This window comes from Pseudomonas rossensis (assembly GCF_039888995.1).
GTDB classification, from domain to species: Bacteria; Pseudomonadota; Gammaproteobacteria; order Pseudomonadales; family Pseudomonadaceae; genus Aquipseudomonas; species Aquipseudomonas rossensis.
The window spans coordinates 1-12,440 of record NZ_JBBWCB010000040.1; the positions used below are offsets into that span (position 1 = coordinate 1).

The 12,440-nt window shown below is 59.8% G+C and carries 14 protein-coding genes; 6 read left to right on the top strand and 8 right to left on the bottom strand.

Translation table 11 applies throughout. The annotated features are described in order from the left end of the window. Nucleotides 1-186: 186 nt before the first annotated feature. Genes WLY71_RS12985 through WLY71_RS13000 form a run of 4 tightly spaced genes read right to left on the bottom strand, consistent with a single transcriptional unit; the run spans nucleotide 187 to nucleotide 2,448 of the window. Nucleotides 187-645 carry a metallophosphoesterase family protein gene (locus WLY71_RS12985; RefSeq protein WP_347803859.1) on the bottom strand — a complete coding sequence of 153 codons (459 nt, stop codon included), beginning with the start codon at nucleotides 643-645 and terminating at the stop codon, nucleotides 187-189. Between the two features lie 33 nt (nucleotides 646-678). Then, entirely contained in the window at nucleotides 679-1,071 is a 393-nt protein-coding gene (locus tag WLY71_RS12990) for a GFA family protein (RefSeq protein ID WP_347803860.1), read from the bottom strand. A 47-nt stretch (nucleotides 1,072-1,118) separates the two neighbouring features. Beyond that, nucleotides 1,119-1,676, bottom strand: a complete 558-nt coding sequence (locus WLY71_RS12995; protein ID WP_347803861.1) for a hypothetical protein — start codon at nucleotides 1,674-1,676, stop codon at nucleotides 1,119-1,121. 1 nt (nucleotide 1,677) lies between these two features. Next, nucleotides 1,678-2,448, bottom strand: coding sequence for a DUF2092 domain-containing protein (locus WLY71_RS13000; RefSeq protein ID WP_347803862.1), 771 nt, complete (start codon nucleotides 2,446-2,448; stop codon nucleotides 1,678-1,680). 117 nt (nucleotides 2,449-2,565) lie between these two features. Here WLY71_RS13000 and WLY71_RS13005 point away from each other — a divergent pair, with 117 nt between their 5' ends. The 3 genes from WLY71_RS13005 (at nucleotide 2,566) to WLY71_RS13015 (ending at nucleotide 4,297) form a co-directional block, all read left to right on the top strand. Then, entirely contained in the window at nucleotides 2,566-2,967 is a 402-nt protein-coding gene (locus WLY71_RS13005) for a hypothetical protein (RefSeq protein ID WP_149632081.1), read from the top strand. Nucleotides 2,968-3,192: 225 nt separating this feature from the next. Further along, nucleotides 3,193-3,474 carry a DUF3303 domain-containing protein gene (locus WLY71_RS13010; RefSeq protein WP_056741823.1) on the top strand — a complete coding sequence of 94 codons (282 nt, stop codon included), beginning with the start codon at nucleotides 3,193-3,195 and terminating at the stop codon, nucleotides 3,472-3,474. Nucleotides 3,475-3,622: 148 nt separating this feature from the next. Then, nucleotides 3,623-4,297 carry a DUF3313 domain-containing protein gene (locus WLY71_RS13015; protein ID WP_347803863.1) on the top strand — a complete coding sequence of 225 codons (675 nt, stop codon included), beginning with the start codon at nucleotides 3,623-3,625 and terminating at the stop codon, nucleotides 4,295-4,297. Nucleotides 4,298-4,414: 117 nt separating this feature from the next. Here the strand turns inward: WLY71_RS13015 and ligD are convergent, their stop codons facing one another. Genes ligD through WLY71_RS13030 form a run of 3 tightly spaced genes read right to left on the bottom strand, consistent with a single transcriptional unit; the run spans nucleotide 4,415 to nucleotide 9,424 of the window. Continuing rightward, entirely contained in the window at nucleotides 4,415-7,036 is a 2,622-nt protein-coding gene (ligD, locus tag WLY71_RS13020; protein ID WP_347803864.1) for a DNA ligase D, read from the bottom strand. Further along, nucleotides 7,033-8,028, bottom strand: a complete 996-nt coding sequence (locus WLY71_RS13025) for a methyltransferase (RefSeq protein WP_347803865.1) — start codon at nucleotides 8,026-8,028, stop codon at nucleotides 7,033-7,035. The genes ligD and WLY71_RS13025 overlap by 4 nt, the downstream gene beginning before the upstream one ends. A gap of 10 nt (nucleotides 8,029-8,038) precedes the next feature. Beyond that, the gene (locus WLY71_RS13030) at nucleotides 8,039-9,424 is read right to left on the bottom strand and encodes an iron-containing redox enzyme family protein (RefSeq protein ID WP_347803866.1); all 1,386 of its coding nucleotides are present in this window, start codon (nucleotides 9,422-9,424) and stop codon (nucleotides 8,039-8,041) included. Nucleotides 9,425-9,618: 194 nt separating this feature from the next. Here WLY71_RS13030 and WLY71_RS13035 point away from each other — a divergent pair, with 194 nt between their 5' ends. Beyond that, the gene (locus WLY71_RS13035) at nucleotides 9,619-10,062 is read left to right on the top strand and encodes a cupin domain-containing protein (protein ID WP_347803867.1); all 444 of its coding nucleotides are present in this window, start codon (nucleotides 9,619-9,621) and stop codon (nucleotides 10,060-10,062) included. Between the two features lie 70 nt (nucleotides 10,063-10,132). Here the strand turns inward: WLY71_RS13035 and WLY71_RS13040 are convergent, their stop codons facing one another. After that, nucleotides 10,133-10,873, bottom strand: coding sequence for a tellurite resistance TerB family protein (locus WLY71_RS13040; protein ID WP_347803868.1), 741 nt, complete (start codon nucleotides 10,871-10,873; stop codon nucleotides 10,133-10,135). Between the two features lie 166 nt (nucleotides 10,874-11,039). On the opposite strand from WLY71_RS13040, the gene WLY71_RS13045 reads away from it, so the two are divergent. Both WLY71_RS13045 and pcsA read left to right on the top strand, forming a co-directional pair. Then, complete coding sequence (locus WLY71_RS13045) at nucleotides 11,040-11,465, top strand: GNAT family N-acetyltransferase (RefSeq protein ID WP_347803869.1); 426 nt, start codon at nucleotides 11,040-11,042, stop codon at nucleotides 11,463-11,465. 246 nt (nucleotides 11,466-11,711) lie between these two features. Beyond that, on the top strand, nucleotides 11,712-12,428 hold the full coding sequence (gene pcsA, locus WLY71_RS13050; protein ID WP_347803870.1) for a phosphatidylcholine synthase: 717 nt from the start codon (nucleotides 11,712-11,714) through the stop codon (nucleotides 12,426-12,428). Nucleotides 12,429-12,440: the final 12 nt, after the last annotated feature.

A 12,440-nucleotide genomic window follows, 5' to 3' on the forward strand; every position in this document is an offset into this window, starting at 1 on the left:
GATCGGGGTCGGGGAGAAAGGTGAGATCGTGGTTTGCCATGGGTGTCTCTTGCTTGAGGGGGTAAAGGGGCCGTCGAGTATATAGCGGCTGGAAAACTCAGTGTGGAACGCCCAGTTTGATAGCGATATCTTCTGGCTGGAGACGCCGCCCATCGACTGGTGTAGCCAAAACAATCCAGGGAAAGGTCATTCCAGTAGCGAGACCAGACGCGGCTCAATTGAGGTCTCAAGCACCTCAAGCAGAGCCAGCGTCACCGGCAGCTTGAAGCGCCGTCTTCCCGCGCTGCCGGGATTGAGGTAGAGCTGTTCGCCGCGCCATTCTATGCGTGGCTTGTGCGAATGGCCGGTGATCACCAGCTTTATGCCTGCATCAAGCACGGCTGGGAGATCGGCACTGTCATGTACCAGCAAGGTCTGCCATCCGTTCAGGTCGAAACATAGGCAGTCGGCGAGGTTTTCCGCCCAAGGGGCGTCCAGATCATTGTTCCCGCGGACCACGTGCAGCGGGGCTATTGACGCCAGTTGATCGAGAATTTCGGGATTGCCGATGTCGCCCGCATGAATAATCCGTTCACAACCCTGCAGCGCAGCAAGGGCTTCGGTGCGGAGCAAGCCATGGGTATCGGAAATCACGCCCACTTTCATGCAACATTCCACACCCGGTTCAAGCATCGGCACCTACTCCTCAAAGCGACCCGTGGCATCACGATCGCGCTCGTATCGTCTTGTGAGCGGAAACGGCGGCAACCAGGACTCGCGACGCACGATCCAGCTTTCGTAGGTTGGCATCAGTTGGTCTGGGGCATCCAGGGACCCCAGGTTCACTTCGATTTCGTCGTCGGTGCGCGCAAAAACGGACGAGCCGCAGCGGGGACAGAAAAACCGCCCGGCGTAGTCGCGTGTTTCGCCTTCGATCGTCACCGCACTCTGAGGGAATATCGCAGATGCGTGAAAAAGCGCCCCATGATGCTTGCGGCAGTCGAGACAGTGACAAAGGCCGACCCGATACGGGAGTCCTGACGCCTCAATTCGGACGTTGCCGCACAGGCACCCACCCGTGAATCGCTCCATGCTGCGTCTCCTCTAAAATCAAGCAGTCGGAACGTGATCCCCCCGACTCAAGGCGCATTAACCACGACATAAGTCACATCGCTGCCCTGATACTGCGGTTGATACCAGGTTGAACCGCACTGCATGTAAGCCGTGTTGTACTGGATGACTTGCACGCAACTGGGGGGCAGTTGCGCAGGCGTGAAGATCGACCCGACCACCGCCGCTGTCACCGCGACCGTTGCGGTGACGGCCGCCGCCGTGGCGATCGGATGGTAGTGATTGTCGTAGCCATAGCGGCCACGCCCGTCTACATCGATGTCCACGTCGCGGCTGTTGTCGATGTTGACGTTACGGGTGCTGTTGTTGATGTTGGTTCGGTTGCCGACCGTGTTGCCGGCATTGACCCGATTGCCCGCGTTGACGTTGGTAGCGCGTTGCGCGGTATTGCCGGTGTTGACGCGCTGAGCCCTTTGGGCAGTGGGCGGCGGCGCACGATTGACCGATGCCCTGGCATGCCCTTGGGCGCGCTGGGGTCGGGCATCCACATAAGTGACCAGGCTCAGCGTCAGTACCGAGGTGGTTACGAGCGATAACAACAGGCTCCACGACTTCGTCCTGTTCATGTCATTCCCCTCCCTGATCACTGGCTTTCTTCAAAGGAATCGCCACATCGCCCTTACCCGGTGCGAAGGTGAAGATCGAGTCCTTGATGCCTGGCTTCAGGTTCCAGCGATACACCGCGCTGTATTCCGGAAACCCCGGTTCATCGGTGGTAGTGATCACCAGTTTGCACGGCAACGGCTTCTCGGATCGGGTGATCCACAACTGCCAGTCAACGCCCTCCTGCCGAAAGGCCAGGTGATCACACAGTTGCCCCTTGATCGTCGACGGGCCGACATACAGCGCCTCTTTCAGCGCATCGATCTGCGCCTGATCGCTGCCAAACAGAAACAGGTCCTCCATGGGCACCTGAATCCCGTAATGGTTTTCTATCAAGTGCAGCGTATCGGAGACTTCAGGCGGCGCATCCACGGTGGTGTAGTACTTGAGAAACGGTGAATACTGGGTCAGTTTCTTGCCGTTGTAGAAGAACTCTCGCGTTCGAACATCGCCTTGCGTCTTGGCATACATCCGATCGCGACCCACCACTTTCAAGACAGTGGAGGCCTCGGTCTTGATCTTCTGGCCGGACTCCAGAACGGTATCCCGGGACACTTCGGCATCAACCTGAAACGTCGCCAGACTGCGTAGGTAGGTGCCCATATCGATGAGTTTATCGACCACTTGCGGGTTAATCGTCGGGGTGGCGTCCGGTGTTGGCGGATCGTCGGCACGAGCCCCGGGGATCAGCGCCAGGGTGAACAACAGGCAGAAAACACTCGCGTTGGCTTTCATTGATCCCGCTCCTGGGCCTGTGCACGACTCTTAAGCCTAGACCCGGCGTGACCCGTTCGCCAGAAGGGCAAAAACCCTATGGGCAAACCGGATTGGAGCACTCTATGATTGAACCCCATGACCACCACGCCTCCGATCCGCCAACCCTGCCCGCCCGGCGCCTGCGACTGCGGGCGTGACCCGCTGCTGGAAACACCGGGGGCGGACGTGCGTATCCTGTTTCTGACCCGTTCGGAAGAAAAGCGCCTGGTCGAACGCCTGGAAAACCTCCAGAGCCTGAGTGACCTTGAGCGTGTGCAACGGCGGATGTACGAGCAGTTGGGCATCCGCGTGGACATCGTCCCCAGTTTCAACGAAGTACGCACCATGCGCGGTATCGGTATTAACCTTGGCGAACAACCAGGGCTATGCCGCAAAACCCGTCAGTCGATCCCGGCCGCGATTCGCCGCGCACTGGAGAAGCGCCCGGAGATTGCCTACGAGCTGCTCAATGCCAACGACCTGTTGCGCGACGCGTGAGTCCTTCCAGCGAGCCGATGTCATTGAATCCACGGACTGATAAAAAGGCAATGAAACAGGATCAGCGGTCATACGCAGAGTCTTGGCCGCTGCTATGCCTTCTCATGGGAGCAATGGTTTCAAGCCAGTCAGGGATGAAGCTGGAAACTCAAGCGTGACCGTGGTCCCGGCACCCGCCAGGTGCGCGAAGAGCAACAGGTGCCAATCCGTAGCAGGAGGTGGCAAATGTTATTCATAGTCAGTTGGTCTATCAGTTCGGCAAATCGTAACAGCGCGATCGAGCGTTTCCTCAAGACCGGGGGGGCTCCACCCGCGGGCGTCAAGATGCTGGGGCGCTGGCACGCCGTCGGTGGTGCATCCGGTTTTGGCGTGGCAGAGGCCAGTGATCCGGCGGCCATTCAGAAGTGGGTGCTGGAATGGAGCGACCTCATGACCATGGAGGTCCAGGCGGCACTGACCGATGAACAGATCGCGCCGTTGCTGGCGGCCGCTGTTGGCAAGCAATAGTCGTTGGGGCGGCGAGCCGGGCTCGCCGCCCCATGCCCTCCCCCGCACGAACTTTTACTGTTCCCCTGGGCGAATCCTGGCGCATTGCGGCCGGCCACCTATGCTCTGAACAAGGTCACCGACATCAATCCATGGAGCACTCACCACAATGAACCTGTCCCGAAAGCTGTTTATTGGCATTGCGCTGACCAGCCTGCTGATCGGCGGTTGCACCTCGAAAGTCACCGAGCGTGAGCAGTATTCCGGCTTCCTGTCCAACTACAACAACTTGCAGCAGGTCACCACCACCAGCGGCGAAACAGCCATGCGCTGGGTGAGCCCGTCCTGGAATCCAGATGCCTATAACACCGTGGTTTTCAATAAGCTGGAGCTCTACCCGGCGCCCAAGCCCACTGAGCGGGTTAACCAGCAAACCCTGGACGAGTTGCAGAGCTACATGACCAGCAAGGCCAAAGGCGTGCTGGACCAGAAGTATCGGGTGGTGTCGAGCGCAAAATCAGCGCCGGCCGGTTCAAAAACCTTGATCATGCGCGCGGCGATCACCGGGGTGAATGCCGAAAACGAAGGCATGAAGTGGTATGAAGTGGTTCCGGTTGCCGCCGTCGTGGGGGGTGTTTCCGCTGTCAGTGGTCACCGCGATCAGGACACCACACTGTTCATCGAGGCCGAGTTTATCGACGCCAGCAACAACCAGACCGTGGCGAAAGTGGTGCGAAAAGTCTTTGGCAGCACCCTGTCAAACGCCAGCCAGAAGATCACCACCAAGGATTTCAAAGTGGCGATCGACAAGCTGACCAGTGACCTACAGGCGTTCATCAAGTAACCCCTGTAGGAGCTGCCGCAGGCTGCGATCTTTTGATCTTGATGTTGTCGGTGTAACCACTATCGCCAAGATCGCAGGCTTCGCCAGCTCCTACACCTATCGTGTTCACCCCAACCGCTACTTCTTCATCCCAACCCGCCGCCGCATTTCGGCGGTGATCGACTGCCGGGTTTTCTTCAGGTCGGCCCAAGGTTCATCACCGACCTCGGCCAGGCGTCCATGCACAGTGTGCACGTTCCACTGATTGCCACCCTTGAGCTCGCCCACCTCTTCGCGAAAGATCGGCACTGACACCGGCAGCCCTTCGCGGGTGCGCACGGCGTAGGCGCAGATGGTCGTGGCGCCAAGGCCGTTGCGCAGGTAATCGATGAAGATCCGCCCGACCCGGTTCTTCGGTCCCGACACGGCGGAAAAACGCTCCGGCAGCAACTTGGCCATGTGGCTGACAATCGCGTGGCTGAAGTCTTTCACCTCATCCCAACCCAGCTTGCGAGTCAGTGGTACCACCAAGTGAATCCCTTTGCCGCCGCTGGTCTTGAGGAACGCCTTGAGCCCCAGTTCATCGAGTACCGAGAGGGTCAGCTGGGTGGCTTCGACCATGCTTTTCCAGGGCAGCGCCGGGTCCGGGTCGAGGTCGAGGACGAAGCGGTCGGGTTTGTCGAGGTTGTCCGAGGTGGCGTTCCAGGTGTGCAGCTCAACGGTGCTCATCTGCACGGCGCCGATCAGGGCTTCGGCGTTGTTGATGATCATCACCGGTTGGCCGGTGAGTGCCTTGTCCAGGGTGGTGATCCCCGGAATGGCCAGGCGCTCGGCGTTCTTCTGGAAAAACAATTCGCCGGCGATGCCGTCCGGGGCGCGCACCAGCGCCACGGGCCGGTCCTTGAGCTCGGGCAGAATCCATTCGGCGACGCTGGCGTAATACTCCGCCAGTTGCACTTTGGTGGTGCCGCTGCTGGCGTCGATGACCCGGTCCGGGTGAGTGATGCGGACCTTGCCCTCGCCCAGGCCGATTTGTGAGGGCGCGGGCGCGGCTTTCTTTTTGGCAGGGGTGGAAGGTTTTTCGGCAGTGGTTTTTTTCGCGGCTGAAGTCTTCACGGCTTTCGGACGCTCCTCGGTAATGTCTTCGGCAGGTTTGTCGTCACGCAGACCATGGAACACCGCATGACGAACTGAACCTTCTTTGGTCATTTCGGCAAAAGCGACCTCCGCCAGCAGCGTGGGCTTGAGCCAGTGCACACCCTTGGCGTCAAAACCGCTCGGTGGATTGACCACCGAAATCTTTTTGCTTTGCAGCGGTTTCAGTTGCTCGTAGATGCGCTTGAGCGTCGTCTCGTTGAACCCGGTGCCGACTTTGCCCGCGTAACGCAACTCACCGCTGTCGCGGTCATGCAACCCCAGCAGCAGCGCACCGAAGGCATTGCGCGAGCCTTTCGGGTCGGTGAAACCGACGACCACAAATTCCTGCCGATGCTTGCACTTGAGCTTGATCCAGTCGCTGCTGCGCCGCGACACGTAAGGCGAGCCCAGGCGCTTGCCGATCAGCCCTTCCATCTGCATCTGGCAGGCGCTGTTGAGCAAGGCTTCCGGTTCTTCGCTAAAGGCATCGGAGAAGCGCAGCAGCGGGTCTTTGTTGGGGTTGAGTACTGTCGACAGCGCAACCCTTCGCTCCTCGACAGGCACTTCGCACAGGTCCACGCCGTTGAGGTAAGGCATGTCGAACAGGTAGTAAACGATGTTGCCGCTACGGCCTGAGTCGAAGGCGTTTTGCAAGGCCTGAAAGTCCGGCACGCCCTGCTCGTCGGCGACCACCATTTCCCCGTCGAGCCAGGCGGATTCGAGGCCTAGCGCCGCCAACGCCTCGGCTTGTCTGGGCAGTTTATGGGTCCAGTCGTGGCCGTTGCGGGTGAACAGTTTGACTTCGTCGTGGTCGATACGGGTCATGATCCGATAGCCATCGAACTTGATCTCATAGCTCCACTCGCCGCCCGGGGCCTTTTCGACCAGCGTCGCCAGTTCCGGTTTGAGCAGCTCCGGCAATTTGGCTTTGCGGGCGCCCGTCAATGGCGCCGGTTTTTCCTTGCGCGCCGGGGTGGTGGTATTTTTGATGGGTTTGGGTTTGGGTTTGGGCTTGGGCTTGGGTTTGGGTTTGGTAGCGGTCTTCGACTTTTTGGCCACGATGGTCCGGTCACTGAGCACACTGTCGGGCTCGGCGGCGACCACGTCGTAATCGCTTTCGGGTTTGGCCGCGCCGTCCTGATGCTTGATCAGAAACCATTGCTCCTGCTTGCCCGGCAGATGCGTGCGCACCAGGTTCCACAGGCCACCGAGCTTCTCGCCCTTTAGCTCGAATTTAAGCTTGCCCTTGGCGTACGCCTTGGCCGGATCATCCTGAGGAATCCACACCCCCCGGTCCCAGACGATCACGTCGCCGGCGCCGTAATGCCCTTCGGGAATGCTGCCCTCGAAGGTTGCGTAATCAATCGGATGGTCCTCGACGTGGACCGCCAGGCGCTTGACCTTGGGATCCAGTGACGGGCCTTTGGGCACCGCCCAGCTTTTCAGTGCGCCATCGAGCTCCAAACGAAAGTCGTAATGCAGGCGCGAGGCGTCGTGCTTCTGGATGCAGAACTGCAAGGCATGGTCTTTCGCGGTTTTTTTGCCCGAACGTTTATCGGCGGCCGGTTCAGAGGTCGCCGAGAAATCGCGCATGCGATTGTAATCGTCCAGGCTCCTGGTCATGGCGCACCTGCGGACGACGTAACGGTTCCCCCGATGCCTGGGCCGATGCGCGTGACGATCAGGGCGACGACGGCAATGCGTTCCACCCGCTGATAGCCAGGGGTCAACAGTTCTTCACCGAACACATCGGGGTCGAGTTCGTGGTAGGTCCAGCCGAACATCGGCGATTCCAGATACGGAGTCACCGCATCCAGAAACGGGTCGAGGCCATCGATCATCGCCACCCCGGTGTACAGCACCAGGGAGCCACCAGGGGCCAACCGATACAGGGCTTGCTCGACAATGCGCAACGACAATTGCGCACCAAGCGCGCCGCCGCCATGCCGGTAAGCACGCTCGGCCGGGTCGGCCATGTAGGGCGGATTGGCGACGATCAGGTCAAAGTGGCCGTCGACGTCTTGCAGCACATCGCTGGCCTCGATGCTGACGTTAGCCACCTCGGCGAGCGCGGTATTGACTGCGGTCATGCGTAACGCCAACGGGTTGATGTCGACGGCCAGTACTTCGGCCTCACGGCGGGCGCGGGCAATCACAATCGCTCCGACGCCAGCGCCGCAACCAATGTCCACGGCGCGCCTGATCGGCGCGAAGCTCTGTTGCAGATGAGCGTGAATCAGTTGTGCAAAACGATAAGTGTCGGGGCCGAAGAACACCGCGTCAGCGGCATCAGTGGGGTAACCCGAATGCACGAACAACAGATCATCGAGGCTTGACCAGCGCACATGACTTTTCAGTCGACCATTGCATTCCTCGAGGACACCTGCCTGTTGCAACTGCCGCTGCTCATCCACCGACAACAGACCGGGCTCAAACGGCCGCGACCAGCCGAATACTTCGCGCAGGGTCCGAGCGCTTTGCCCGAATACGCGATCATTGACCCGTTGATGGGTCAGCGGCGTTGGCGTGATGAAACGGTAACCGTCGGCCTGCAAGCGGCGCCCCAGTTGCAGCAGAGCCAGATCGGCGGCGCTAAGGTGTTCTTCCTGATTCATGAAGGGCTCCCTATCGAAAACCGGATTTGAGTTCGATGAACCGTCGCGTGGCCATCAGGCCAGCGGGATGGGCGTGCCGATGGGCGGACAACCACGGAATCAAGACCTGCATTTGCTCGTCGGCGGCAAGCCCTTTAAGTGTAGCGTGCAGGCTTTGGACATCCGGGTCATTGACGGGCACTAGTGGTTCGGTCGCGGCACTGCTACCGCGTCGAACCGCGGCCGGCGCTCGCTCAGGTCGCCAGTCCCCGGCAATCCAGTCGTGCAGCAGTTGTTTTTCGTAGGGGCTGAACACCCCGAACATGGCCGCGCCGTTGCCATCGACCAATTGCCAGAAACGGCTGGCTTGCGGGTCCTGGTGACGCTTGATCCAGCCCTTGTTTTCCATCGCGCTGAGAAAGCCTGGCAACTGCTCCGGCGACGACAACCATTGATTGACGGTCTTGCCTTCAAATCGGCAATAGTCGGAATGCATGTGCTGACCAAACGGGCGCTTGCGCTCAAGCATGCTCAGCAACTCGCCGTACAGGTCGAACGACTCGATGATCGCGCGACTGCCCTGCCCCAGATCGTTGAGCCGATAACCCAGCGCAACCCTGCGCAGAAAGTCTTCACGGTCGGCTTCCACCGGCAACAATTGCAGCACCGATTGCACGGCCTTTTGCGCGTGGCCGGTGCTGGCATTGTCGATGGTCACGTGCAGGGTGAAGTAATACGGATCGATGCCCAGCTCGCTGAGTTCATAGGCGCTGATCAGCAAATGCAGCGGCAGTTGTTCATAACCGAGGTTGTAGCCGATCACTTCCGGCAAAAAATCGTCGCTGCAATAACCCAGCGCCAATTGCACCGCGCCTTGCAGGTAACGCTTGTCCGGGATGAACGCGTTGTCCTGCAAGCCATGTTCGGCGAGCAGCTTGCGGTAGATCACCACATGATTTTGCGCCGGGTTGCCGTCGCCCAGCTCTTCCAGGTAGGTGCAAATCAGCCCTTCAAAACGAGGGTCATGCCAGTGCCGCAGCAGGCCATACAGCCACGCGCCGTCCACCAGTTTGGTCGGGGCAACGGCTTGCAGGAAAAACAACGCGTGCGCCTTGTTAGTGAAGAACTGCCGTGGCGCCCCGTCCTTGCGCTTTTGCAGGTAGTCGGCGTATTGGCGTGCCACGTCGGCGCAGTGCTGTTCGACAAAGGTTTGCAACGCCGACAGGTCTCGCGGCATGTCCTCAGGCAGGTCCGTTGCGTGCGCAAGTTGAGCCTCGAGAAAGGATTGACCAAGTGCACGCTGGTGCTCGATATCGTCGCTCAGCAATAACTGTTCGTAGATAGGTTTCAGGCTGCCGGCGGTCAGGATCGCGCGTTGGTGGGCCGGCTGGGATTCAAGTCGTGTCAGGGCAGTCATGGGGTCGTCTCTCGGTCTGAGGCCAGTGGCAGGACGCTGAATCAGCACGTCTCTACATCAGCAGAGCGACACCCCCCGAAGAAAATTCCATCGGCGTTGAAATCGCCCGGACAGACGGGCTTGTGTCGCGGCACCCGGCGCCAGATCAAGTGAATATACTCAGCGAGTGTAGACACACCCTTCGGAGAGCAATCATGCGAACGGTTCATGTCATCGAGCCCGAAAAAACCCCCGACCCGGTCAATGTCGTGGGTGAGGCCATCACCATTCTCGCGGGCGGGGATCTGAGCAAACCTTTTGAAATGCATATCCAGGAAGGCGTGCAAGGCGGCGGGCCGCCTCCGCACTTTCACCCTTGGGACGAAGCGTTCTACGTCATTGACGGGCAGGTGGAAGTGACGGTTGCGGGCAAGGCCACCACCGTTTTCCCCGGGGGTTATGTGCATATTCCTGCTGGGACTGTTCATGCTTACAAGAACATCAGCGCGACGGCAAAGATGATCGGCGTGGTCTCTGATCCGCGCGGTGGTCAGTTCTTTGCCGCGGTGGATCAGCTCAAAGTGCCGCAGGATTTGCCGCGGATACTGGCAATCGCCGAGAGCTTCGGCGTTACGTTTCTGGTGCCGAATAACGCCTGAAACCCGGTAGAGCCCAAGGCTTCAGCTGATTATGATCGTTCCCACGCAGAGTGGAGCGCGGGAACGATCATCAGGCCACACCACCTTTGGCCTGTTGCTCCAGATGCACTTGCAGCTGCGGATCGATACTCAGCGCCGCAGCCAGTTCATCCAGATAGCTGCGTTCGGCGTCCTGCTGATCGTCCACCAGCATCACACTGGCCAGGTACATCTCCGCCGCCATGCCGGAATCCGTGGCCGACTGCGCCACATCGGCGGCGTCCAGTGGCCGCGCGACTTCATCGTCCAGCCATTGCTGGAGCTCTGGGTCATCCGTGTGGCGGCCGATTTCGGTGCTGATCATCTGCTTCTCGGCGTCATCAATCCGGCCATCGGCCTTCGCCGCCGCAATCAATGCACGAAGAATCGCGCGGCTGTGGTCCTCGACTTCCGGGCCGGACAACAGGTCGACAGTGCGCGGTGCCTGCTGCGGCGCCGAGGCCTGGCTGCGTTGCCAGGCTTGATAGGCCTGGAATGCCATCATTCCGAGCGAAGCCAGCGCCGCGTAGTTGGTGCCGCCACCCGACCGAGTCTGGGTCGAGCGGGTCTGGGTCGAACCGCCCATGGCGGAGCCACCGCCCAGCAGACCACCGAGCAAACCACCCAGGCCACCGCCCCCGGCGCTTGAACCGGCACCACCGCCCAACAGGCCACCGAGCAATCCCCCGAGTCCGCCGAGACCACCTTGAGCCGACGCGCCACCGCCACCCTGTTGCGACATTGAGCCTTGGCCGGCCCTTAGTAATTGTTCGAGCAGATCGCTGGTGTTCATGACGATGTCCTCATCGGTTGGAGTGATCCAGTCAGGCAACGATAGTCCTCGCCGACAAATGCGCCACCACCGTTTGGCTGACGGGAAACCCTTATCGCACTTGACCCCGATGACCCTCGGCTGCGAGTGTTCCACCCTCGCAAACCTCCACAGGATCAACGAACACATGGACCGCCATCTGATTGTCGTCAGCGACGTCATCGAACCTGAAGTCGAGCAAGTACTCAGCGCCGGGCTGAGTGCCTTCAATGATCAGATGACCGGAGTCAACGACCGCCAGTCGCTGGCGGTCACGGTCCGCGATCCGGACACACATCAAGTGCTGGGCGGTATCACCGGGCGTACGTCGCTCGGACTGCTGTTTCTTGATCTGTTCTACTTGCCCGAGTCACTGCGCGGCTCCGGGCTTGGTTCTCGACTGCTTAAAGCGTACGAGGACGAAGGCCGTCGTCGCGGTTGCCGCTCGGCGGTGCTCTATACCCTCAGTTTCCAGGCCCCGCAGTTCTATGAAAAACACGGCTGGCAGCGCTTCGGGGAAGTGCCTTGCGACCCGCCAGGCACGAGTCGGGTGTTCATGAGCAGGGCGCTGTGAATGAGCCAGTCTGTACAAGGTCAATCCGCCGATTACTGCGTTTGGGTAAAAGGTATCGCCTGTGCCGATGTTTCATTTAACACCCCGGATTTATCCGGGGTATTTTTTTGCGGCCCAGCTAAGATTTACAGATGGTGAACCTTATCCCCGGATACCCGGTCGATACATGCAACCTGACTTGGTTTGCCGACACCCCCAATTGAAGGGGTGATAACAGGCTTGCTTCACTTTCTGGAGAACGCCCCCGTGATATCGACCCTACACATCGCCAGGCTCAAAGCATGGGGCGCCCATGGTTTTACCGCCACCGGCGTGGTCACTGCCTTCCTCGCGACCCTCGCCCTGCTGGAAAACCAGGCCGCAAACTGCCTGCTGTGGCTGGGCGTCGCCCTGATCGTCGATGGGCTGGATGGTGCGTTGGCACGCAAGGTCAATGTCCAGTCGGTGCTGCCAAGTTTCGATGGCTCGATCCTCGATCTGGTCATCGACTACCTGACGTACGTGTTTATCCCCGCGCTGTTCATTTATCGTTACATCCCCTTGCCGGACTACACGCTGCTGCTGTCCGTGTCGCTGATTCTGGTCTCGTCGCTGTTTTGCTTCTGCAACGTCAACATGAAGAGCAAGGACAACTACTTCCAGGGCTTCCCCGCCGCCTGGAACGTGGTAGCCCTGTGCCTGTACATCATCGCCCCGTCGCCGTGGATCACCTTTCTCACCATCATCGGCCTGGCGCTGTTGACCGTGACCCGGATGAAGTTCCTCCACCCGTTCCGCGTGCGCAAGTTCATGCCGATCAACATCGCGGTAACGGCCATCTGGCTGCTGTGCAGCTTGTCGCTGGTGGTCAACCATCCGGTGATCAATCCACTGGTGATGGGGCTTTGGCTGCTGATGTCGGCTTACTTCCTGGGGATCTGCATCTGGCGCACGGCGCTGGAGTGGTTCGAAAACTCGCGGTAATAAAGGAATGTA

Bases quoted from the DNA above. Each gene is read 5' to 3' on its own strand.
- WLY71_RS12985 (WP_347803859.1), bottom strand. From the start codon at position 645: ATGAAAGTGGGCGTGATTTCCGATACCCATGGCTTGCTCCGCACCGAA.
- WLY71_RS12990 (WP_347803860.1), bottom strand. From the start codon at position 1,071: ATGGAGCGATTCACGGGTGGGTGCCTGTGCGGCAACGTCCGAATTGAG.
- WLY71_RS12995 (WP_347803861.1), bottom strand. From the start codon at position 1,676: ATGAACAGGACGAAGTCGTGGAGCCTGTTGTTATCGCTCGTAACCACC.
- WLY71_RS13000 (WP_347803862.1), bottom strand. From the start codon at position 2,448: ATGAAAGCCAACGCGAGTGTTTTCTGCCTGTTGTTCACCCTGGCGCTG.
- WLY71_RS13005 (WP_149632081.1), top strand. From the start codon at position 2,566: ATGACCACCACGCCTCCGATCCGCCAACCCTGCCCGCCCGGCGCCTGC.
- WLY71_RS13010 (WP_056741823.1), top strand. From the start codon at position 3,193: ATGTTATTCATAGTCAGTTGGTCTATCAGTTCGGCAAATCGTAACAGC.
- WLY71_RS13015 (WP_347803863.1), top strand. From the start codon at position 3,623: ATGAACCTGTCCCGAAAGCTGTTTATTGGCATTGCGCTGACCAGCCTG.
- ligD (WP_347803864.1), bottom strand. From the start codon at position 7,036: ATGACCAGGAGCCTGGACGATTACAATCGCATGCGCGATTTCTCGGCG.
- WLY71_RS13025 (WP_347803865.1), bottom strand. From the start codon at position 8,028: ATGAATCAGGAAGAACACCTTAGCGCCGCCGATCTGGCTCTGCTGCAA.
- WLY71_RS13030 (WP_347803866.1), bottom strand. From the start codon at position 9,424: ATGACTGCCCTGACACGACTTGAATCCCAGCCGGCCCACCAACGCGCG.
- WLY71_RS13035 (WP_347803867.1), top strand. From the start codon at position 9,619: ATGCGAACGGTTCATGTCATCGAGCCCGAAAAAACCCCCGACCCGGTC.
- WLY71_RS13040 (WP_347803868.1), bottom strand. From the start codon at position 10,873: ATGAACACCAGCGATCTGCTCGAACAATTACTAAGGGCCGGCCAAGGC.
- WLY71_RS13045 (WP_347803869.1), top strand. From the start codon at position 11,040: ATGGACCGCCATCTGATTGTCGTCAGCGACGTCATCGAACCTGAAGTC.